Raw genomic sequence first — 20,876 nt, forward strand, 5'->3', positions numbered from 1 at the left:
GGTCAGTGGGACGGTCCGGGGGCGGGCCGGTGGGGGGCGGGCGGCCGGGGACGGTGGGACCGCTCGGCGGCGGCGAGGGCGTCGGCGAATCGGTCCAGGACGGCGGTGGCCTGCTCGTCGGTGAGGGTGAGCGGGGGGAGGAGACGTACGACGGCGGAGTGGCGGCCGCCGAGTTCGACGATGAGCCCGCGGGCCAGGCATTCGCGCCGGACGGCCCGGGCCAGGGCCGGGGCGGCGGGCGGGACGGGGTCGTCGGGTCCCGCGGCCTCGGGGTCGACGAGTTCGACGCCGATCATGAGGCCGCGACCGCGGACGTCGCCGATGGAGGGGTGGGCGGCCTGGAGGCCCTGGAGGCGGCCGAGCATCCGGGCGCCGAGGGTGGCGGCCCGTTCGGCGAGCCGGTTCTCGCGGACGTACGCGAGAGTGGCGGTGCCGGCGGCCATGGCGAGCTGGTTGCCGCGGAAGGTGCCGGCGTGGGCGCCGGGCTCCCAGGCGTCGAGTGCGGAGCGGTACACGATGACGGCCAGGGGGAGGGAGCCGCCGATGGCCTTGGAGAGGACCATCACGTCCGGGACGACGCCGCTGTGTTCGACGGCCCAGAAGGCGCCGGTACGGCCGACGCCGGTCTGGACCTCGTCGACGACGAGCGGGATCGAGTGCCGGGCGGTGATGCTCCGGATGCGGCGCATCCACGCGTCGGGGGCGGGGAGGACGCCGCCTTCGCCCTGGACGGCCTCGACGATGAGCCCGGCGGGGGCGATGACGCCGCTCTTGGGGTCGTCGAGGAGGGTCTCGGTCCAGCGGGCGGAGAGTTCGGCGCCGCGCTCGCCGCCGACGCCGAAGGGGCAGCGGTACGACTGGGGGTACGGGAGCCGGGTGACGCGGACGTCCTCGGCGCCGCCGGAGACGGCGAGGGCCCCTGCGGTCATGCCGTGGTAGGCGCCGGTGAAGGCGAACAGGCCGCGCCGGCCGGTGGCGGTGCGGACCAGCTTCAGGGCGGCCTCGACGGCGTCCGTGCCGGCGGGGCCGCAGAACTGGATGCGGGCGTCGGCCGCGAGTTCCGGAGGGAGGGTGGCGAACAGCTCGGAGGTGAAGGCGTCCTTGACCGGGGTCGCGAGGTCGAGGACGTGGAGCGGCGCCCCGGAGTCGAGGACCCGGTGGATGGCTTCGAGGACGACCGGGTGGTTGTGGCCGAGCGCGAGGGTGCCGGCGCCGGAGAGGCAGTCGAGGTAGCGGCGGCCGTCGGCGCCCTCGATGGTCAGGCCGCGGGCGCGGACCGGGACGATCGGCAGCGAGCGGGCGTAGGTGCGGGCGCTGGACTCGCGTTGGGCCTGTCGCCGCAGGATGGCCTCGTAACCGCCCCCGGCCACCGTGCCGTAGCCGCGCCGGGTCGCGGCCGCGGGCTTCCCCGCCCGCGTGTCCGCCGACTCCGCCGACTCCTCCGTCGGCTCCCCGGCCGACTCCCCTGCCGCTTCCCGGTGTTCGGTGGGCTCCTCCGCGACCGCGTCGGCCTCCGTGGCCGGGGGACCGGGGGGTGCGGTGGCTGGGGCTGATTCGGTCACGGCCACGGCTCGGTGTCCTCCCGCGATAACAGTTGCGTTGCACATCGGCGGGCCGTCGGACCGTCGCCAAAGGCCGCTCCGGGCGCCGTCGTTGTGTCCCCCGTACGTACCAACGACGGGAACTGCCGGGGAACACGGGCCGGAGGGAAGATCCTTGGAGTGTCGCGGATCACGGCATGACAACGGCCGCACCGGCTCGGGAACCGGCACCGGGGCGCGTACCGTCCCCTCCGGCACCGGCATAGTGGGGGCCGTCGTTCCCGTGTCCGGACGGACACGGGTGCGAACGATGCTCAGACATGCACCAGTCGATGTAGTCCCAGGGGGATCACGAGATGCGATCGATTCGTCCGCTGCTGATGGCGGCGTCCGCCGTCGCGGCGCTGACGCTCACCGCGACGGCCTGCGGCCCGACCGAGGAGAACGCGGGAGACAAGCCCAGTGCGCCGGTCAACGAGAACCCGGTCGACAAGATCAAGATTCCGGAGGACCTGAAGCAGCGGCTGAAGGACCACGGGATCGACATCGACAAGTGGCGCGACGGCGAGTGGCGGAACTGGGACAAGGACAAGTGGCTTCGTGAGGCCAAGGACTTCGTCAACCCGATCATCGAGGACCTCTGGGACCCGGACCGGATGCGGGACGCCGAGCGTCCCGAGCGGCCGGTCGAGGAGGAGGACATCTCGGGCGACGAGGGTGTCACCGACCCGACGCCCGACCCGGTGAAGGCGAAGCCGGTGCAGGCGAAGTACCACGACAACTCGCCCGCGTCCGGCAAGGTGTTCTTCGACGGGCCCGACGGTTCCATGGTCTGCTCGGCGACCGTGGTGAAGGACCCGGCCCACCCGGGCAAGTCCAACCTGGTGTGGACCGCCGGTCACTGCGTCCACAAGGGCAAGGAGGGCGGCTGGTACCGCAACATCGCCTTCGTCCCGTCCTACAACGACGCCGCGATGGAGACCTCCGCGCTGGAGAAGGCGTCGCGTGAGCAGATCGCCCCGTACGGCGTGTGGTGGGCGGACTGGGTGAAGACCTCCGACGAGTGGATCGCGCAGGGCGCGTCCACCGGCGGCGCGGGCGCCCCGTACGACTTCGCAGTCATCCAGGTGACCCCGGAGAAGGGCGCGTCCGGCAAGTCGCTGGAGGAGACCGTCGGTACGGCCCTGCCGGTCGAGTTCAACGCCCCGGCGGTGCCGAAGATCGCGTCGATGACGGCGACCGGCTACCCGGCGGCGCCGCCGTTCGACGGCCAGAAGATGTTCCAGTGCGCGGACAAGCCGGGCCGGCTGTCGCTGAAGGCGGAGCAGCCGACGATGTACCGCATCGGCTGCACGATGACGGCCGGTTCGTCCGGTGGCGGCTGGGTCGCCCAGGGCCAGGACGGGCAGCCGGCGCTGGTGTCGAACACCTCGATCGGCCCGTCGACGGCCGGCTGGCTGGCGGGTCCCCGACTGGGTCCCGAGGCCAAGGCGATCTTCGACGAGGTCAGCAAGAAGTACGCCGGCCAGTAGGCCGGTGCGCGTGAGCGCATGAGAAGGGCGCCGGCCCCCTCCCGTGATCGGGAGGGGGCCGGCGCCCTTGTACGGGTCGTGCTCAGTGCGCGGCGGGGACGTACGGCGCGAGCGCCGCCGCCAGCTCCTCGTGCACCCGGGCCTTGAGCAGGGTGCCCTCCGGGGTGTGCTCCTCGGAGAGCATCTCGCCCTCGGCGTGGACGCGGGAGACGAGACCGCCCTGCGTGTAGGGCAGGAGGACCTCGATCTCCACCTCCGGACGGGGCAGCTCGCGGTCGATCAGGGCGAGCAGTTCCTCGATGCCGGCGCCCGAGCGGGCGGAGACGGCCATGGAGTGCTTCTCGACGCGGAGAAGTCGCTGGAGGACCAGCGGATCGGCCGCGTCGGCCTTGTTGATGATCACGATCTCCGGCACGTTGACCGCGCCGACGTCGCGGAAGACCTCGCGCACGGCGGCCAGCTGCTCCTCCGGGGCGGGGTGCGAGCCGTCCACCACGTGCAGGATGAGGTCGGCGTCGGCGACCTCCTCCATGGTGGAGCGGAACGCCTCGACCAGGTGGTGCGGCAGGTGCCGGACGAATCCGACGGTGTCGGCCAGGGTGTAGACCCGGCCGGACGGCGTCTCGGCCCGGCGGACGGTCGGGTCGAGGGTGGCGAACAGCGCGTTCTCCACCAGGACGCCGGCGCCCGTGAGGCGGTTGAGCAGGGAGGACTTGCCGGCGTTGGTGTAGCCGGCGATGGCGACCGACGGCACCTTGTTGCGGCGCCGCTCCTGCCGCTTGATGTCGCGGCCGGTCTTCATCTCCGCGATCTCCCGGCGCATCTTCGCCATCTTCTCGCGGATGCGGCGCCGGTCGGTCTCGATCTTGGTCTCACCGGGACCACGGGTGGCCATGCCGCCACCGCCGCCGCCACCCATCTGCCGGGAGAGCGACTGACCCCAGCCGCGCAGCCGCGGCAGCATGTACTGCATCTGCGCGAGGGCGACCTGCGCCTTGCCCTCTCGGGACTTGGCGTGCTGGGCGAAGATGTCGAGGATCAGGGCGGTCCGGTCGACCACCTTGACCTTGACGACGTCTTCGAGGGCGATGAGCTGGCCGGGGCTGAGCTCGCCGTCGCAGACGACGGTGTCGGCGCCGGTCTCGATGACGATGTCCCGCAGCTCCTGGGCCTTGCCGGAACCGATGAAGGTGGCCGGGTCGGGCTTGTCGCGGCGCTGGATCACGCCGTCGAGGACGAGGGCGCCCGCCGTCTCCGCGAGGGCCGCGAGCTCCGCGAGGGAGTTCTCGGAGTCCTGCACGGTCCCCGAGGTCCAGACGCCGACGAGCACGACGCGCTCCAGGCGCAGCTGCCGGTACTCGACCTCGGTGACGTCCTCGAGCTCGGTGGAGAGGCCCGCGACGCGGCGCAGCGCCGCGCGCTCGGAGCGGTCGAACTGCTCGCCGTCCCGCTCTCCGTCGATCTCGTGGCTCCAGGCGACGTCCTCTTCCATCAGGGCATCGGCCCGAAGGCTCTCGGTGCGGCGCGACTGCGCGAAGCTCTGCTCGTCCTGGGAAGGGGAAGAAGAGGAGGTCATTGGATCCTTACGTCGGTTGGAACGATGGTGTCGGTTACAACGTGCGGCGGCGCCGGAAGATTCCCTCGCGGGATCCGCCGGCCGGCCGCGTCGCCGACCTGAAAATGGTGACACGGCCGCCGGGCGCCCGTCACCCGGGTTTCCTCAGTGCTTCGCGTCCGCGGGCGGGAGGCTGCGCCAGTCGGGGTGTCCGGGCATCGGCGGGGTCTTCTCGCCGTGCAGCCAGGCGGTGAAGAAGGCGTCGAGGTCCCGTCCGGAGACCTGTTCCGCGAGGGCCGTGAAGTCGGCGGTCGAGGCGACGCCGTCCCGGTGTTCGGCGACCCAGCGCCGCTGCAGGCGGTCGAAGGCGTCGGTGCCGATCTCGTGCCGGAGGGCGTAGAGGACGAGCGCGCTGCCGTCGTACACGACGGGCCGGAAGAGGCTGATCTTGGCGCCGGGGGCGGGCGGGCGGGGGGCCGCGGGCGGCCCTCCGGCGGCGCGCCAGCCGTCGGAGGCGGCGTACGCGGCCTTCATGCGCTTCTCCAGGGACTGGCCGGCCGTCTCGTCGGCGTACAGCGCCTCGTACCAGCTGGCGTGTCCCTCGTTGAGCCACAGATCGGACCAGGCGCGGGGCGAGACGCTGTCGCCGAACCAGTGGTGGGCGAGCTCGTGGACCATGACCGCGTCCACGTACCACTCGGGGAAGCGGGGGTCGGTGAAGAGCCGCCGTTCGAAGAGGGAGAGGGTCTGGGTCTCCAGCTCGAAGCCGGTGGTGGCGTCGGCGACCAGCACGCCGTACGTCTCGAAGGGGTACGGGCCGACCTTGCGCTCCATCCACTCCAGGTGGCCGGGGGTGCGGCGCAGCCAGGGTTCCAGCGTCTCCCGGTCCTGGGTGGGGACCACGTCCCGGACGGGGAGGCCGTGCGGGCCGGTGCGGTGCAGGACGGTGGAGCGGCCGATGGAGACCTGGGCGAGCTCGGTGGCCATGGGGTGGCGGTGGCGGTAGGTCCAGGTGGTGGTGGCGCCGTGGTCGGTGCGCCCGGCGGGCAGGCCGTTGGCGACGGCGGTCAGGTCGCGCGGGGCGGTGATGCGGAAGGTGAAGGCGGCCTTGTCGGAGGGGTGGTCGTTGGAGGGGAAGACGCGGTGGGCGGCGTCGGCCTGGTTGGCCATGGCGAGGCCGTCGGAGGTGCGGACCCAGCCGCCGTTCTCGGCGGGGCCGCGCGGGTCGCTGGTGTGGTGGACGGTGACGGTGACGGGTTCGCCGGCGTCGATCGGGACGGCGGGGGTGACGACCAGGTCCTCGCCGCTGGTCTCGTACGTGGCGGGCAGGTCGTCGACGGTGACGGCGGAGACCGTGCCGTGGGTGAAGTCGAGGTGGAGCCGGTCGAGGTCGGCGGTGGCGAGGGCGTCGACGCGGGTGACGGCGGTGAGCGGCTCGGTGTTCACCCCGGAGTAGGTGAGGGCGATGTCGTAGGCGAGGACGTCGTAGCCGGGGTTGCCGAGGTGGGGGAAGAGCGGGTCGCCGATGCCGAGCGGCGCCGGGGCGGGCAGGGCGGCCGCGATCAGGCCGGCGGAGGCGGCGACGAGGACGGCGGCCCGGAGCCGGGGACGGCGCGACGGCCGCGCGGGGTCGCCGGCGGGCGGTGCCGTCGCGGTCTCGGTGGGCGGCGTGGCCGCGGGCGGGGTGACGGCGGTGGTGGGGGCCGGGCGGAGGGGGCGGGAAGTGAGCGGCATGGGCCAGGGCTACCAGTGCCCCGCCCCGCCTCCCGCGCCGACGCGCGCACCCGCCACCCGAAGGAGTCACGCGCGCGTGCCGCCGGTCCGGGGCCCGCACGCGCGCGTACCCGCCGGTCCCGCCCTCGCGCGTACCCGCCGGTCCCGCCCACCGCGTGCGGCCCGCACACGCACACGGTGGGCGGGACCGGCTCCGCGCCCCTCCCCCGCTCCCCGTCTCAGAGTCGGTGCGTGCGGCCCACGTCGTAGACGCCGGGGACGTCGCGCATCGCCCGCATGAGCTGGGGGAGTTCGGCGGCGTCGGCGAGCTGGAGGGTGTACGTGTGGCGGACCCGTTGCTCGCTCGGCGGCTCGACGGTGGCGGAGACGACCTCGGCGCCGGCGGTGGCGATGGCCTCGGTGAGGTCGGCGAGCAGTCCCGGCCGGCCGAACGATTCGGCGACCAGGGTGACCCGGCAGTGGGCGGCCTCGCCCCAGCGGACGGGGACGGCGGTCCGGCCGAGGCGCCGCATGACGTCCACGGCGGGACAGCCGGTGCGGTGGGCGGTGACGGCGCCGCCCCGGACCCGGAAGCCGGTGATCGCGTCGGGCGGTACGGGGGTGCAGCAGCCGGCCGGGCGGACCGGGGCCGGCGGGCCGCCGTCGAGGTCGGCGTGGAGCTCCGCGCCGGAGCTGCGGTCGGCGGCGACGCTCAGCGGCGGTCGGGGGGCGGCGGCGGGCTGGTGGGCGGCCTCCGGGTGGGCCTGGAGCCATCTGGTGATCGCGATCCGGGCGGCGGGGGTGCGGGCGTGGTCCAGCCAGGCCGGGGAGGGTCCGGAGCCGGCGTCCTGGGCGAGGAGCAGCTGCACGGTGTCGCCGTCGGAGAGGACGGTGCTCAGCGGCGTGAGCCGGCCGTTGACCCGGGCGCCGAGGCAGGCGTGGGCGGCCTCGCCGTGCTGGGCGTAGGCGGCGTCGACGCAGGTGGAGCCGGCGGGCAGCCCCAGTGTGCCGCCGTCGGCCCGGAAGACGGTGAGCTCGTGGTCCTCGGCGAGGTCGGCGCGGAGCGAGCTCCAGAAGGTGTCGGGGTCGGGCGCGGACTCCTGCCAGTCGAGGAGGCGGGCGAGCCAGCCTGGCCGGGTGGGGTCGGTGCGCTCGCCCTCCTCGGTGCGCTCCCGCGCCTCCATACGCTTGCCCGCCTCCGTGCGCTTGCCCGCCTCCGTGCGCTCGCTCTCCTTCGTGCGCTCGGCGGGCTCGGCGCCTTCGGCGGACTCGGCCGGCTCGGGCGCGGTGCCGTGCGGGCTGCCGAGGGCGACCACCCCGGCCTCGGCGACCTTGTGCATGCGGTGGGTGCGGATGAGGACCTCGGCGACGCCTCCGTCGGGGGCGGCGATCGCGGTGTGCAGCGACTGGTAGAGGTTGAACTTGGGGGCGGCGATGAAGTCCTTGAACTCCGAGATCAGCGGGGTGAAGCAGGTGTGCAGCTCGCCGAGGACCGCGTAGCAGTCGGCGTCCTCGGCGACGAGCACGAGGAGCCGACCGAAGTCGCAGCCGCGCAGGTCGCCGCGCTTGAGGCGGACCCGGTGGACGGAGACGAAGTGGCGGGGCCGGACGAGGACTTCGGCGGCGATGCCCGCCTCGCGCAGGACGGCGCCGACCTGTTCGGCGACGGCGGCGAGCGCGTCCGGCGAGCCGGCGCCGGTGGCCTCGGCGATGAGCGCGCGGGTGGTCTCGTACTCCTCAGGGTGGAGGATGGCGAAGACCAGGTCCTCCAGTTCGGTCTTGAGGGCCTGGACGCCGAGCCGTTCGGCGAGGGGGATGAGGACGTCCCGGGTGACCTTGGCGATGCGGGCCTGTTTCTCGGGCCGCATCACGCCGAGGGTGCGCATGTTGTGCAGCCGGTCGGCGAGTTTGATCGACATGACCCGGACGTCGTTGCCGGTGGCGACGAGCATCTTGCGGAAGGTCTCGGGCTCGGCGGCGGCCCCGTAGTCGATCTTCTCCACCTTGGTGACGCCGTCGACGAGGTACGCGACCTCGTCGCCGAACTCCCGGCGCACCTGATCGAGCGTCACCTCCGTGTCCTCGACGGTGTCGTGGAGGAGGGAGGCGGTCAGGGTGACGGTCTCCGCGCCGAGTTCGGCGAGGATCAGGGTGACGGCGAGCGGATGGGTGATGTACGGCTCGCCGCTCTTGCGGAACTGTCCCCGGTGCGAGGACTCGGCGAGCACGTACGCCCGGCGCAGCACCGACAGGTCGGCCTCGGGGTGGTGGGCCCGGTGCGCCTCGGCGACGTGGCTGATGGCGTCGGGCAGCCGGTCGCGCGGGGCGGGGCCCGCGGTGGCGCCGAGCAGGGCGGCCCGGCCGAGCCTCCGCAGGTCCAGCCGGGCGCGTCCGCGCCTGCGGACGCCCGTGTCGGTGGCTGCGGCCTCGGCCGCGCTCACGGGGTTCGTGGCCTCTGCGCTCATGGGGCACCTCCGGCGACGTCGACCGGCGGTGGACGGGCGAGGAGAGCCCGGGGGGCCGGTGCTTGATGCTACCGACCCCACCACGTGGCGCAGTCACGCTCTCGCCCAGCGTGAATCGGATCACCCATTCGAGCGACACGAGAGTCGTTGACTGTTTCGATTACGCCGCCCGGCGGAGCCCCGCCGGGCGCACCGCGGGAGGCTTCCCGGCGGCTCGTCCCTGGGCGCTCAGCCCTGGGCGCTCAGCCCTGGGCGAGCCAGGAGGGCTCCAGGGTGCCCTCGGCGACGATGACGGCCGGTCCGGTCATCTCGATCTCCCCGTCGGGGTGCTCGGTGATGACGAGGGTGCCGCCGAGGACGTCGACGGTGTACGTGACGGGGGCGCCGGTCTCGGCCGGGTCCGCGCCGTCGCGGCGGGCGGTGGCGACGGCGACGGCGCAGGCGCCGGTGCCGCAGGAGCGGGTCTCGGCGGCCCCGCGCTCGTGGACCCGCATGGCGACGTGCCGGGGTCCCCGGTCGGCGACGAACTCGATGTTGACCCCGTCCGGGTAGACGGAGGCGGGCTCGTACGGCGGCTCGTCGTACAGGGTGCCCGCGTGCGCGAGGTCCTCCACGAAGGCGACCGCGTGCGGATTGCCCATGTTCACGTTCCGCGCGGGCCAGCTGCGCCCGTCGACGGCGACCGTGACGCCCTCGTCGGAGAGGACGGCCCGGCCCATGGCGACGGTGACGGAGCCGTCCTTGTCGAGGTGCACGCGCTTGATCCCGCCGCGGGTGGCGACGGCGACCTCGCCGGCGGTGACGTGGCCGGCGTGCTCCAGGTAGCGGGCGAAGACCCGAACCCCGTTGCCGCACATCTCGGCGACCGAGCCGTCCGCGTTCCGGTAGTCCATGAACCACTCGGCCTCGTCGGCCATGGCGCGGGCCTCGGGGTGGGCGGCGCTGCGCACGACGTGCAGCACGCCGTCGCCGCCGAGACCGGCGCGGCGGTCGCAGAGCCGGGCGACGAGCGCGGGGGGCAGGTCGATCTCGTTCTCCGCGTCGGGGACGATCACGAAGTCGTTCTCGGTGCCGTGGCCCTTGAGATAGCGGAGCGGGGTGGTCTGCGTGCTGGTCACGAGATCAACTGTACGGTGCCGCCCGGACACCCGTTCCGGTTGTCCACAGGGCGGGCCCGGGAAGGCCCGGAAGCGACCGCCCGGGGGTGTTCAGCGGAGCCGGGCGACCCGCCAGACCGCGAGCGCGACGAGCGCCGCGATGGTGGTCACGTACAGGGCGAGGACCCGCCAGTCCGGCCGCTCGCCGGAGCCGCGCTTCGGCAGCCCCGGCCAGGTGTAGCCGACCTTGCGGGCGGCCATCATGCCCCAGCCGGCGGCGCAGAAGCTGATGAGCAGGCCGAGCATGGCGACGACCGCGCCGCCGTCGCCGGAGCCGAAGGCCAGCGGGAAGGCGAACATCAGGGAGCCGACGGCGGCGAGACCCACGATCGGGGCGAGCTGCCAGATCCTCAGCAGGCGCCGCGGGCGCAGCTCGACCTCCACCTCGCCCGCGTCGACCTCGACCGCGGAGCCCTCGGCGTCGTCGGGCCCGTCGGGCGTCAGCCCCGGGGCAGCCCCGGGCACCGACTCGTGCTGTTCTCTGTCGCGAGGGCCGGCCTCCATCGCCACGCGCCCTCCCAACTCGGACTCCACTTGGTCGATCGATGCTCGATGATGGCACGCTCCCGACCGCCGAAATGACGGGCAGGGCGTCCCGATGCCATCACGTGATCAGGCTGTAACCGCTCGTTCGACCAACGACAGCGCCTCCCGCGGGAGTTCCCCGCGGTGATCGGCGGCCCCGCTGAGCCAGTGGACCCGCGGATCGCGGCGGAACCACGAGTCCTGGCGGCGGGCGAAGCGCTTGGTGGCGCGGACGGTCTCGGCGCGCGCCTCGTCCTCGGTGCACTCCCCGGCGAGCGCCGCGAGCACCTGCTGGTAGCCGAGCGCGCGGGACGCCGTGCGCCCCTCGCGCAGCCCGAGCGCCTCCAGGGCGCGGACCTCGTCGACGAGACCGGCCTCCAACATGCGGTCCACGCGCGTGGTGATCCGCTCGTCGAGTTCGGGGCGGGCCACGTCGACGCCGATCTGGACGGTGTCGTAGACGGACTCGTGACCGGGGAGGTTGGCGGTGAAGGGCTTCCCGGTGATCTCGATGACCTCCAGGGCGCGGACGATCCGGCGTCCGTTGCTGGGGAGGATCGCGTGGGCCGCCTCGGGATCGGCGGCGGCCAGCCGGGCGTGCAGGACGCCGGAGCCGCGCTCGTCGAGCTCCGCCTCCAGACGGGCCCGGACCTCGGGGTCGGTGCCGGGGAACTCCAGGGCGTCCACGGCACCGCGCACGTACAGGCCGGAGCCGCCGACGAGGACGGGGGTACGGCCCTCGGCGAGCAGCCGGTCGATCTCGGCGCGGGCGAGCCGCTGGTACTCGGCGACGCTGGCGGCCTCCGTGACGTCCCAGATGTCGAGGAGGTGGTGCGGGATGCCGCCGCGCTCCTCCGGCGTCAGTTTGGCGGTGCCGATGTCCATCCCGCGGTAGAGCTGCATCGAGTCGGCGTTGACGACCTCGCCGCCGAGCTGCTGGGCCAGGAAGACTCCCAGATCGGACTTTCCGGCCGCCGTGGGGCCGACGACGGCGATGACCCGCGGTGCGGGAGCTGCGCTTCTCACCGTCCCAGTCTCGCAAACCTCGGGAGGGGTCCCCGAACGAGCGACGTGACAGGGCGGCGGAGGGCTCGTTGCCCGGACGTGGTTCCGGCCGGTGCTCCGTGGCGTTCCGGCCGCGTTCCGGCCGTGTTCCGGCCGCCGCTTCCCCCACGCGGCACCCCCGACGAGTAGGCTGAGGAGTGAATATGGGCGTTTTCGCTATGTTTCGCCGGAAGAGGAAGGGCACGGCGGAGGACGTGGCCGAGGTATCCGCGGAGGCCGCGGCGACCGGGACCGGTGTGACGGAGGAGTCCGACGAGGCGGCGACCGCCGAGGCGGACGGGCCGGTCACGCGGGTGCCCGTCGCGGGAGTGACCGCCCCGGCGGAGCCCCCGTCGGCGGCACCCGCCGACGGGGCCGTCGCCGAGGCGGTGGGTGCGGAGGCGGACGGTGCGGAGGCGGTGTCGTCCGCGCCGGCGGAGTCCGACGAGGACAACGCACCGGAGGCGGCCGGGGCCGTCGCGGAGGTGGTGGAGATCCCGCGGCAGCAGTCGGTCGCCACCGCCGCCGACGCGGGCACGACCTCGGCCCCGGACACCGGCACGGCCCCGGACGCGGACAGCGAGACCGGCGAAGCCGCCCGCAGGTAGGCAGGACACGGACACGGAGAGGTGCCCCATGGGTCTCCTGGATTCACTGAAGGCCAAGCTGGGCCCGGCCAAGCACAAGGTCGCCGACCTCGCGCAGCAGCACGGGGACAAGATCGACCACGGTCTCGACAAGGCCGCGAGGATGGTCGACGAGAAGACCAAGGGCAAGTACAGCGACAAGATCCAGTCCGGCACCGGCAAGGCCAAGCACGCCATCGACCGGATCGGGCACAAGGACGACGGCACGCCCGGCGGCGACGGCACGCCTCCGCCTCCGCCTCCCACCGCCCGTTCGCGCGGGTCCGGCCTCAGGACCAGACGGCGACCAGGTACTCGACGCCGTACGGGGCGTCCTCGTGGAGCAGACGGCCGGCCAGACCGGCGCCCTCCGCGGCGCCCGCGAGGACCTGCCAGGGGGCGCGTCCCGCCGCCTTCAGCTCGTACGCGAGGGCGGCGTCGAGCGCGAGGACGCCGGGCACGTCGGCGGCGCCCAGGACCCGGGCCGCCTCGGCGTCGAAGCCGGCGGCGCGCTCGTCGAAGTAGCCGGGGGCCTTCACGGTCCGGCAGGCGCTGCCGTCGCCCAGGACGAGCAGGGCGACCCGCTCGTCCGGCGCGGCCAGCCGCCGCCCGGTCTCCGCGCACTCCTGCGCGGTGGCCCGCTCACCGATCCCGAGCCCCTCGACGGGCACGTCGGAGCGGGTACGGGAGAGCAGCCAGGCGCCCACGGCGAGCGAGGCCGGCAGCGGGCGGCCGCCGGAGCCCGCTCCGAGCCGGACGGACAGGTCGACGCCGAATCCGGCGAAGGAGCCGGCCGAACCGGCCGGGAAGGCGCCCTGGGCGCCCTCCGGGGCCGGCCCGACGACGACGAGCCGGTCGGGCCGGGCGGCGGCGAGCAATCCGAGGGCGTCCGCGCAGTGCTCCCGCACGGCCTCCAGCTCGGGGGCGGCGCCGCTCGCGACCTCGGGCACGAGAAGCGGCGGGCAGGGGCACACGGCTGCGGCGACAAGCATGATCCGCAGCCTACTGCCCCGTCGGCGCGGAGCGCGGTGTCAGTGGCCGACGCCGCAGGCCGGGGTCTCGGCCGCCGGGAGCGGCTCGGGGACGCCGATCTTCGGCAGGCCCAGCAGCACGCCGGCCGGCTTGGCGGCGGCCGCGGCGGTGCGCTTCTCCCAGGCGTCGCCCGCGCGGGTGCGGCGGACGGCGGTGGTCGGGCCCTCGGCGAGCAGGTGGTGCGGGGCGGCGTAGGTGATCTCGACGGTCACCACGTCGCCGGGGCGGACGTCCTCGTCGGGCTTGGTGAAGTGGACGAGCCGGTTGTCGGGGGCGCGGCCGGAGAGGCGGTGGGTGGTGCCGTCCTTGCGGCCCTCGCCCTCGGCGACCATGACCTCCAGGGTGCGGCCGACCTGCTTCTTGTTCTCGTCCCAGGAGATCTCCTCCTGGAGGGCGACCAGGCGCTCGTAACGGGCCTGCACGACCTCCTTGGGGATCTGGCCGTCCATCTCGGCGGCCGGGGTGCCGGGGCGCTTGGAGTACTGGAAGGTGAAGGCGTTCGCAAAGCGGGCCTCGCGGACCACGTGCATGGTCTGCTCGAAGTCCTCCTCGGTCTCGCCGGGGAAGCCCACGATGATGTCGGTGGAGATCGCGGCGTGCGGGATCGCGGCGCGCACCTTCTCGATGATGCCGAGGAAGCGCTCCTGGCGGTACGAGCGGCGCATGGCCTTCAGGACCGTGTCCGAGCCGGACTGGAGCGGCATGTGCAGCTGCGGCATCACGTTCGGCGTCTCGGCCATGGCGGCGATGACGTCGTCGGTGAAGTCGCGCGGGTGCGGGGAGGTGAAGCGGACGCGCTCCAGGCCCTCGATGGCGCCGCAGGCGCGCAGCAGCTTGCTGAACGCCTCGCGGTCGCCCAGGTCGGAGCCGTAGGCGTTCACGTTCTGGCCGAGCAGGGTGATCTCGGAGACGCCCTCGGCGACCAGCGCCTCGATCTCGGCGAGGATGTCGCCGGGGCGGCGGTCCTCCTCCTTGCCGCGCAGGGCGGGGACGATGCAGAAGGTGCAGGTGTTGTTGCAGCCGACCGAGATGGAGACCCAGGCCGCGTACGCCGACTCGCGGCGGGTCGGCAGGGTGGAGGGGAACGCCTCCAGCGACTCGGCGATCTCGACCTGCGCCTCCTGCTGGACGCGGGCGCGCTCCAGCAGGACCGGCAGCTTGCCGATGTTGTGGGTGCCGAAGACCACGTCGACCCAGGGGGCCCGCTTGACGATGGTGTCGCGGTCCTTCTGGGCGAGGCAGCCGCCGACGGCGATCTGCATGCCCGGGCGCGCGGTCTTCATGGGGGCGAGGTGGCCGAGGTTGCCGTACAGCTTGTTGTCGGCGTTCTCCCTCACCGCGCAGGTGTTGAAGACGACGACGTCGGCGCCGTCGGCCTCCTTGGGCGCGCGGACGTAGCCCGCCTCCTCCAGCAGACCGGAGAGCCGCTCGGAGTCGTGGACGTTCATCTGACACCCGTAGGTGCGAATGTCGTAGGTCTTCGGTCCTTCGATGCCCACTGTGAGACTCCGGTCGCTGCTGCTGGTCATGCCTTCAAGAGTATTCAAGAGTAGGCGCTCCCCAGCGGGCTCCGTCCGGCCCCGGTGTCCGGATGTGACAGGGAATCGTCATTGCCGTCATCCGGGGGTGCGGGCGAGGGTGGGGACATGACCGAGACGCACTCCTCCACCAGCCCCGGCGGGCACTCCGTCCACCGGGTCGTCGTCGCGGTCTTCCCCGACGTGGACCTGCTCGACGTCACCGGGCCGGCCGAGGTGTTCGCGCTGGCCGACCGGGAGGCGGGGTGCGACCGCTACCGGGTGCGGCTGGCCGCGCCCGGCGGCGCCGGGGAGGTGCGGACCTCGGCGGGGGTGCGGCTGGTCGCCGACCTCGGCTTCGACGAGGTCGGCGCGGACGTCGACACCCTCCTGGTGCCGGGGGCCGTGGACCCGGCTCCGGACGGCGGGGTCGTCGCCCGGCTCGACCCGGAGGTCGTGCGGTGGGTGCGGGAGACCGCACCGCACGCCCGGCGGGTGGCGTCGGTCTGCGTCGGCGCGCACGTCCTGGCGGCGGCCGGTCTCCTCGACGGCCGGACCGCGACGACCCACTGGTCGACGGCCGCGCAACTGGCGGCCGAGCATCCGGAGGTCGCCGTCGACCCCGATCCGATCTTCGTACGGACGGACCGGGGCCGGCTCTGGACCGGGGCCGGGATCAGCGCCTGCCTCGACCTGTCGCTCGCCCTGGTGGCCGAGGACCTGGGCGAGGAGACCGCGCTCGCGGTCGCCCGGCAGCTCGTGATGTATCTGAAGCGGCAGGGCGGGCAGAGCCAGTTCTCGGTGCCGCTGAGCCGTCCGGCGGCCGGCCGGCGGGACATCGACGAACTGCGGCTCTGGATCGCGGACCACCTGGACGGGGACCTGTCCACGGAGCGGCTGGCCGGCCGGATGTGCCTGAGCGAGCGGCACTTCGCCCGGGTCTTCACGCAGGAGACGGGGTCCAGCCCCGCCGCCTATGTGGAGGCGGCCCGGATCGAGGTGGCCCGGCGCCATCTGGAGACCTCGGACGCGCCGCTCGCGGAGGTGGCGGCGCGGGCGGGGCTCGGCTCGGTGGAGACCCTGCACCGGGCGTTCCGCCGGCAGCTCGCGACCACGCCGGCGGCCTACCGGCGCCGCTTCCGCACCGGGGCCGGCTGACGGCCCCCGGCTTCTGTTCACCCCACCGCCGTGGGCGGCTTCGCCACGCCCGCGCACGATCCGTTTCCTCATGAAAGGCACCGACATGTCCGTCACTCCGTCCACCCCCCTGCGTTCCCTCTCCGGTCTGTCCGACGAGCCGGCCCGGCTCTCCGAGGCGGTCCTGGTCCTCATCGACGTCCAGAACACCTACCGCTCCGGGGTGATGGCGCTGGAGGGCGCCGAGGAGGCCGTCGCCGAGGCCGCGCGGCTCCTGGCCCGGGCCCGGGCGGCCGGCACCCCGGTCGTCCACGTCCAGCACGACGGCGGCGCGGGCTCCCCGTACGACCTCACCGCCCACGTCGGCGCGATCAGCGACGAGGTGGCCCCGGCCGAGGGCGAGCCGGTCGTGGTGAAGAACTTCCCGAACGCCTTCCACGCCACCGACCTGGAGAAGGTCCTGACCGGCCTCGGCTTCGCGGCCGGCGGCGGGAAGGACCTGGTCCTCGCCGGGTTCATGACCCACATGTGCGTCAACCACACGGCCCAGGCCGCGTTCAACCTGGGCTACCGGCCGACCGTCGTCGCCGAGGCCACCGCGACCCGGGCGCTCACCGCGCCGGACGGCACGGTCGTGCCGGCCGCCGAGCTCAAGCGGGCCGCGCTGACCGGGCTGACCGACGTGTTCGCGGTCGTGGTGCCGACGGCCGCGGACCTGCCGGCCTGAGCCACCGGCCCCTGCGGTTTTCCGCAGGTGTGCCGGACGGGAACGCGCATACCGGCTCCGAGCCGTGGTTCCTAGCGTGGGGAGGGTCGCCCGGCGGGTCCGCCGGGCGGCCTTCCCCACAGCCATGGAGGGCTCATGACGCCGTTCCCGACCGCTCTCGCCCAGCAGCCCGCCGACGGCGTCGCCGGCTGGGCGGCCGGCCTCGTCGACACGCTCGGGGGGCCGGGCGCCGGGGCCGCCATCGCGCTGGAGAACCTCTTCCCGCCGCTGCCGAGCGAGGTGATCCTGCCGCTGACCGGCTTCGCCGCCGGGCAGGGCGTGCTGAGCCTGGCCTCGGCCCTGTTCTGGACGACGCTCGGCTCGGTGGTGGGCGCGCTGGCCCTGTACGGGATCGGCGCGCTCTTCGGCCGGGAGCGGATGTACGCGCTCTGGGCGCGGCTGCCGCTGGTGAAGGTGACGGACCTGGAGCGGACCGAGGCGTGGTTCCGGCGGCACGGCACCAAGGCGGTCCTGCTGGGCCGGATGGTGCCGATCTTCCGCAGCCTGATCTCGGTGCCCGCCGGGGTGGAGCGGATGCCGGTCCCGCTCTTCCTGCTCCTCACCACCGCGGGCAGCCTCGTCTGGAACAGCGTCCTGGTCCTCGCCGGCTACGCCCTCGGCGACCGCTGGGAGCTGGTCGAGTCGTACGTGGGCGTGGCCTCGAAGGCCGTCGTCGTCCTGGTCCTCGCGGCGGCCGCGACCTGGCTGGTGGTACGGCTCCGGGGGCGCGGGGCGGAGCCCCGTCACCGGCGCGCCTAGGGTGGGGCGGGTGATCGGGGGCAAGAGGTCGAGGGCCGCTCGGGCGGTGGGCGTGGCGGCCGGCTGCGCGTCGGCGGTGCCGGGGCTGTTGTACCTGGTGGGGACGGGGGTGCCGCTCGGCGCCCTGCTGTTGTGGCCGCGCACGCGCGCGTACGCCCTCCGGATCCTGACCGGCGGCGCGCGGCCCCTGGTGGGGCTGGAGCGGAGGCGCCGGGAGCGCTTCTTCGGCGACCGCTTCCCGGAGGCGTACGAGGGCGAGGGCGACGCCCTGCGGTATCTGGCCGTCCGGTCCTGGACGGGGCTCGTCTGCGCGGTCGTGCTGGCGCTGCTCGGCTTCGGTCTGGTGCTCGCGGTGCTGCTCGTCGGCGGTGTGGTGCGCGGGGCCTTCGGTCCCGCCGAGCTGCTGGCCCAGCTCGTCCTCGGGGGCGTCCTGCTCTTCCTCGGCCTCCAGGGGCTCTCCGCGCTGACCGCGCTCGACGCCCGGCTGGCCCGGGAGCACTTCGGGCCGTCGGAGCGGGAGCTGCTGCGGCGCCGGATCGACGAGCTGTCGGTCAGCCGCGCGGCCGTCGTGCGGGCCGTGGACGCGGAGCGGCGGCGGATCGAGCGGGACCTCCACGACGGGGTGCAGCAGCGGCTCGTGGCGCTCGCCATGCTGATCGGACGGGCGCGCCGGGGCGGTGGCCGGGACCCGGAGCGGGCGGCGGAGCTGCTGGGGCAGGCGCACCGGGAGGCGCAGGAGGTGCTGGCCGAACTGCGCGAGGTGGCCTGGCGGGCGTACCCGTCGGCACTGGACAGCCTCGGCCTGGAGGAGGCGCTCGGCGGGGTGGCGCAGCGGTGCGCGCTGCCGCTGCGGATCGCGTACGAGGTGGCGGGGCCGCTCCCCCGCCCGGTGGAGACGGCCGCGTACTTCGTCGTCTCCGAGGCCGTCACCAACGCGGCCAAGCACGCGGACGCCTCGGCCGTCTCGGTACGGGTCGCGGCGGCGCCCGGCGGCCCGCTCCTGGTGCGGATCGAGGACGACGGCCGGGGCGGCGCGGATCCGGCGGGCGGCGGCCTGACCGGGCTGCGCGGGCGGGTCGCCGCGCTCGACGGCGTCCTGCGGATCGACAGCCCCCTCGGGGGACCCACCACCATCGTCGCGGAGCTGCCGTGCGTGTGATCCTGGCCGAGGACTCGACCCTGCTGCGGGAGGGGCTCGCCCGTCTGCTCGCGGAGGAGGGGCACGAGGTCGCCGGCGCGTTCGGCGACGCGGAGACGCTGGTGGCCGAGGCGGAGGCGCTCCGCCCGGACGTAGTCGTGGTGGACATCCGGATGCCGCCGACGCACACCGACGAGGGCCTGCGGGCGGCCGTCGAGATCCGCGAGCGGCTGCCCGGGACGGGCGTCCTGGTGCTGTCGCAACACGTCGAGCGGAGTTACGCGGCCCGGCTCCTCGCGGCCGGCGCCGAGCGGGTCGGCTATCTGCTGAAGGACCGGGTGGCGCAGGTCGAGGAGTTCCTGGACGCGCTGGAGCGGATCCACGCGGGCGGGGCGGCGATCGACCCGGAGGTCGTCCGGCAGCTGGTGGTCCGCAGCGCGCACGCCGATCCGCTGGCCCGGCTGACCCCGCGCGAGCGGGAGGTGCTCCAGGTGCTGGCGGAGGGGTACACGAACGCGGCGATCGCGCGCCGGCTGCACCTGTCGCTGAGCGCGGTGGAGAAGCACCTCAACGCCGTCTTCGACAAGCTGGAGCTGCGCGGGACCGAGGGCCACAGCCCCCGGATCCTCGCGGTCCTGCGGTACCTGGAGGCGTAGCCCTCAGACGGGGGCGCCGGTGAGGAGGGCGTGCAGGCGCAGCAGGGTGCGGTCGTCGCCGAAGCCGCCCGCCTTGATGACGACGGGGACCGGGGCGAGGCCGGCGGGGCCGGCGAGGGTGCCGCGGGCGATGCCGGGCTCGGGTTCGTCGTGGAGGTCGATGCCGTGGGCGCCGAGCGCGCGGAGCACGGCCTCGGCGGTCTCGCCGCCGGTGAGCACCAGCCCGTCGAAGGGGGCGCGGTCGGCGAGGGCGGCCACGGACTCGGCGAGCCGGCGGGTCAACTCGGCGGGCTCGGCGCGGCGTTCGTGGGGCGTGTGGAGGACGCGTACGGGGGTGTCGGCGGCCCGCAGCGGGTCGGCGGTGTCGGAGCTGACCGCGCCGGGCGCGGCGGCGAGCAGGTCGAGCTGGCGGCGGGTGGCGGGGTTGGCGCTGCCGACGGCGACCAGGGGGCGGGCGGCGGGCGGGAGTTCGCCGGCCGCGGCCGAGGGGTCCGGGTGGGTGTGGTGGCGGGCGAGGGCGGCGGCGAGGCCCGGGGAGCCGACCCACAGGACGGCCCGGTGGTCGGGGACGGCGGCGACGATCCGGTCCAGGTCGGCGTCGGTGGCGGCGGAGCAGACGAACAGCCCGCCCTCGGCGAGGAGTCCGGGCAGGTGCGCGGTCCGGTCGGGGTCGACGAGGACGGCGTCCGGGAGGATCCGGGCGAGGTCGGCGGTCCGGACGGGGTGGGCGGGGTCGCGGGCGAACTCGCTCTCGTCGACCCGTACGCCGCGCACGTGCTGGACGCCCGCGAGCGTGGTGCGACCCTCGGCGGGGAAGGCGGGGGCGATCACCACCGACGGCCGGCCGGAGCCCTCCCGCGCGGCGCGGATCTCGGCGGCGACGTGCCCGCGCAGGGTCGAGTCGACGGTCTTGAGGAGCAGCCCCGCCCCGGCCAGGGCGCGGGCCGCCTCCCGGGTGCGGTCCGCCGCCGCGTCCGCGTCCACGAGCCGGCTGCCGAGGTCCACGGCGAGGACCCCGTCCTCCTGCCCGTGGCCGGCGAGCGGGCTGCCGGAGAGCAGGACCCGGGCCCGGTGGCCGGCCCGGCGGAACGGCGCCGCCCCGTCCCCCGCACTGGTCAGGTCGTCGGCGAGGACGGCGACGCGGGGCGGGGTGACGGGCGGGGCGGAGTGCATCGGCGGCTTCCTCGGGTCGTACGGGCGCGGACGGGACGGACGCGTGCGGTGCCGGTCCCGGCCTCACGGGGGACGGGCGGCGGTGCCGGTCCCCACCCTCACGTGCCCGGGCCCGTCCGGTCCAGCGGGAACGGGCCACGGGCACTGCCGGTACTCCCGTGGGACGGGGGGCGACCCGGCGGCTCGGCTGGGCCAGGGGCGGGCAGGGGGAACTGCCTCAAGATCACCGAGCGCGTCCGACGCTAACCGCACGGAGCCCGGCGCCACGGCAGGACACACGGCACGGCACCCCGGCGCAGACCCGCTCACCAGTTCGGCGGAGCGCGTTCCCCGGCTCACGGCGGTCCGGCGATCCGGCGATCCCCGGCTCACGGTGGTCGGTCGATCCCCGCTTACGGCGGTCCGGCGTTCCCCGGCTCAAGGCGGTCCGGCGTTTCCCGGCTCACGGCGGTCCGGCGTTCTCCGGCTCAAGGCGGTCCGGCGTCCCCCGGCTCACGGCGGTCCGGCGTTTCCCGGCTCAAGGCGGTCCGGCGTCCCCCG

Annotated in this window: 17 protein-coding genes and 1 pseudogene; 8 read left to right on the forward strand and 10 right to left on the reverse strand. The window is 74.7% G+C overall.

Features of this window, described 5'->3' with window-relative positions:
• Positions 1 to 2 precede the first annotated feature (2 nt).
• Positions 3 to 1,370: a diaminobutyrate--2-oxoglutarate transaminase family protein gene (locus tag IF73_RS0132575; protein ID WP_031014131.1), complete on the reverse strand. Its 1,368-nt coding sequence runs from the start codon at positions 1,368 to 1,370 to the stop codon at positions 3 to 5.
• 527 nt (positions 1,371 to 1,897) lie between these two features.
• Between IF73_RS0132575 and IF73_RS0132580 the strand changes: the two genes are divergently transcribed.
• Positions 1,898 to 3,073 carry a trypsin-like serine peptidase gene (locus IF73_RS0132580; protein WP_031014132.1) on the forward strand — a complete coding sequence of 392 codons (1,176 nt, stop codon included), beginning with the start codon at positions 1,898 to 1,900 and terminating at the stop codon, positions 3,071 to 3,073.
• Positions 3,074 to 3,155: 82 nt separating this feature from the next.
• Here IF73_RS0132580 and hflX read toward each other — a convergent pair whose 3' ends face one another.
• The 6 genes from hflX to miaA all read right to left on the reverse strand — a co-directional run bounded on the left by hflX (position 3,156) and on the right by miaA (position 11,514).
• Positions 3,156 to 4,649 (reverse strand): GTPase HflX, encoded by a 1,494-nt coding sequence (hflX, locus tag IF73_RS0132585; protein ID WP_031014133.1) that lies wholly within the window; start codon positions 4,647 to 4,649, stop codon positions 3,156 to 3,158.
• A gap of 144 nt (positions 4,650 to 4,793) precedes the next feature.
• The gene (locus IF73_RS0132590) at positions 4,794 to 6,362 is read right to left on the reverse strand and encodes a M1 family metallopeptidase (RefSeq protein WP_078868379.1); all 1,569 of its coding nucleotides are present in this window, start codon (positions 6,360 to 6,362) and stop codon (positions 4,794 to 4,796) included.
• A gap of 218 nt (positions 6,363 to 6,580) precedes the next feature.
• A complete protein-coding gene (locus IF73_RS0132595) occupies positions 6,581 to 8,806 on the reverse strand; it encodes a RelA/SpoT family protein (protein ID WP_031014135.1) in 2,226 nt (741 codons plus the stop codon).
• A gap of 242 nt (positions 8,807 to 9,048) precedes the next feature.
• Positions 9,049 to 9,924 (reverse strand): diaminopimelate epimerase, encoded by an 876-nt coding sequence (gene dapF / locus IF73_RS0132600; protein ID WP_031014137.1) that lies wholly within the window; start codon positions 9,922 to 9,924, stop codon positions 9,049 to 9,051.
• A 90-nt stretch (positions 9,925 to 10,014) separates the two neighbouring features.
• Positions 10,015 to 10,467, reverse strand: coding sequence for a hypothetical protein (locus IF73_RS0132605; RefSeq protein ID WP_031014138.1), 453 nt, complete (start codon positions 10,465 to 10,467; stop codon positions 10,015 to 10,017).
• 108 nt (positions 10,468 to 10,575) lie between these two features.
• Positions 10,576 to 11,514, reverse strand: coding sequence for a tRNA (adenosine(37)-N6)-dimethylallyltransferase MiaA (miaA, locus tag IF73_RS0132610; protein ID WP_031014139.1), 939 nt, complete (start codon positions 11,512 to 11,514; stop codon positions 10,576 to 10,578).
• Positions 11,515 to 11,747: 233 nt separating this feature from the next.
• On the opposite strand from miaA, the gene IF73_RS0132615 reads away from it, so the two are divergent.
• Together IF73_RS0132615 and IF73_RS42905 are read left to right on the forward strand one after the other, a co-directional pair.
• Positions 11,748 to 12,140, forward strand: coding sequence for a hypothetical protein (locus tag IF73_RS0132615; RefSeq protein WP_158822212.1), 393 nt, complete (start codon positions 11,748 to 11,750; stop codon positions 12,138 to 12,140).
• A gap of 28 nt (positions 12,141 to 12,168) precedes the next feature.
• Positions 12,169 to 12,297 (forward strand): annotated as a pseudogene (locus IF73_RS42905) (antitoxin); the annotation flags it as partial.
• A 151-nt stretch (positions 12,298 to 12,448) separates the two neighbouring features.
• Here the strand turns inward: IF73_RS42905 and IF73_RS0132625 are convergent.
• Together IF73_RS0132625 and miaB are read right to left on the reverse strand one after the other, a co-directional pair.
• Entirely contained in the window at positions 12,449 to 13,150 is a 702-nt protein-coding gene (locus IF73_RS0132625; protein WP_031014142.1) for a class III extradiol dioxygenase subunit B-like domain-containing protein, read from the reverse strand.
• 39 nt (positions 13,151 to 13,189) lie between these two features.
• Entirely contained in the window at positions 13,190 to 14,719 is a 1,530-nt protein-coding gene (gene miaB, locus IF73_RS0132630; protein WP_037881229.1) for a tRNA (N6-isopentenyl adenosine(37)-C2)-methylthiotransferase MiaB, read from the reverse strand.
• Positions 14,720 to 14,836: 117 nt separating this feature from the next.
• Here miaB and IF73_RS0132635 point away from each other — a divergent pair, with 117 nt between their 5' ends.
• The 5 genes from IF73_RS0132635 to IF73_RS0132655 all read left to right on the forward strand — a co-directional run bounded on the left by IF73_RS0132635 (position 14,837) and on the right by IF73_RS0132655 (position 19,163).
• Positions 14,837 to 15,865, forward strand: a complete 1,029-nt coding sequence (locus tag IF73_RS0132635) for a GlxA family transcriptional regulator (RefSeq protein ID WP_051717539.1) — start codon at positions 14,837 to 14,839, stop codon at positions 15,863 to 15,865.
• An 85-nt stretch (positions 15,866 to 15,950) separates the two neighbouring features.
• Complete coding sequence (locus IF73_RS0132640; protein ID WP_031014145.1) at positions 15,951 to 16,571, forward strand: cysteine hydrolase family protein; 621 nt, start codon at positions 15,951 to 15,953, stop codon at positions 16,569 to 16,571.
• Between the two features lie 135 nt (positions 16,572 to 16,706).
• Complete coding sequence (locus tag IF73_RS0132645; protein WP_031014146.1) at positions 16,707 to 17,369, forward strand: DedA family protein; 663 nt, start codon at positions 16,707 to 16,709, stop codon at positions 17,367 to 17,369.
• A 10-nt stretch (positions 17,370 to 17,379) separates the two neighbouring features.
• A complete protein-coding gene (locus IF73_RS0132650) occupies positions 17,380 to 18,528 on the forward strand; it encodes a sensor histidine kinase (RefSeq protein WP_234338407.1) in 1,149 nt (382 codons plus the stop codon).
• On the forward strand, positions 18,519 to 19,163 hold the full coding sequence (locus IF73_RS0132655; protein WP_199806760.1) for a response regulator transcription factor: 645 nt from the start codon (positions 18,519 to 18,521) through the stop codon (positions 19,161 to 19,163). Before IF73_RS0132650 ends, IF73_RS0132655 begins: the two co-directional genes overlap by 10 nt.
• Before the next feature lie 3 nt (positions 19,164 to 19,166).
• On the opposite strand, the gene IF73_RS0132660 is transcribed toward IF73_RS0132655, so the two are convergent.
• A complete protein-coding gene (locus IF73_RS0132660; protein WP_037881231.1) occupies positions 19,167 to 20,336 on the reverse strand; it encodes a four-carbon acid sugar kinase family protein in 1,170 nt (389 codons plus the stop codon).
• Positions 20,337 to 20,876 lie beyond the last annotated feature (540 nt).

The sequence above is a fragment of the Streptomyces sp. NRRL F-5727 genome, assembly GCF_000719555.1.
Lineage (GTDB): Bacteria > Actinomycetota > Actinomycetes > Streptomycetales > Streptomycetaceae > Streptomyces.

Bases quoted from the DNA above. Each gene is read 5' to 3' on its own strand.
- miaB (WP_037881229.1), bottom strand. From the start codon at position 14,719: ATGACCAGCAGCAGCGACCGGAGTCTCACAGTGGGCATCGAAGGACCG.
- IF73_RS0132580 (WP_031014132.1), top strand. From the start codon at position 1,898: ATGCGATCGATTCGTCCGCTGCTGATGGCGGCGTCCGCCGTCGCGGCG.
- IF73_RS0132635 (WP_051717539.1), top strand. From the start codon at position 14,837: ATGACCGAGACGCACTCCTCCACCAGCCCCGGCGGGCACTCCGTCCAC.
- IF73_RS0132660 (WP_037881231.1), bottom strand. From the start codon at position 20,336: ATGCACTCCGCCCCGCCCGTCACCCCGCCCCGCGTCGCCGTCCTCGCC.
- IF73_RS0132595 (WP_031014135.1), bottom strand. From the start codon at position 8,806: ATGAGCGCAGAGGCCACGAACCCCGTGAGCGCGGCCGAGGCCGCAGCC.
- IF73_RS0132645 (WP_031014146.1), top strand. From the start codon at position 16,707: ATGACGCCGTTCCCGACCGCTCTCGCCCAGCAGCCCGCCGACGGCGTC.
- IF73_RS0132640 (WP_031014145.1), top strand. From the start codon at position 15,951: ATGTCCGTCACTCCGTCCACCCCCCTGCGTTCCCTCTCCGGTCTGTCC.
- IF73_RS0132605 (WP_031014138.1), bottom strand. From the start codon at position 10,467: ATGGAGGCCGGCCCTCGCGACAGAGAACAGCACGAGTCGGTGCCCGGG.
- IF73_RS0132625 (WP_031014142.1), bottom strand. From the start codon at position 13,150: ATGCTTGTCGCCGCAGCCGTGTGCCCCTGCCCGCCGCTTCTCGTGCCC.
- hflX (WP_031014133.1), bottom strand. From the start codon at position 4,649: ATGACCTCCTCTTCTTCCCCTTCCCAGGACGAGCAGAGCTTCGCGCAG.
- IF73_RS0132590 (WP_078868379.1), bottom strand. From the start codon at position 6,362: ATGCCGCTCACTTCCCGCCCCCTCCGCCCGGCCCCCACCACCGCCGTC.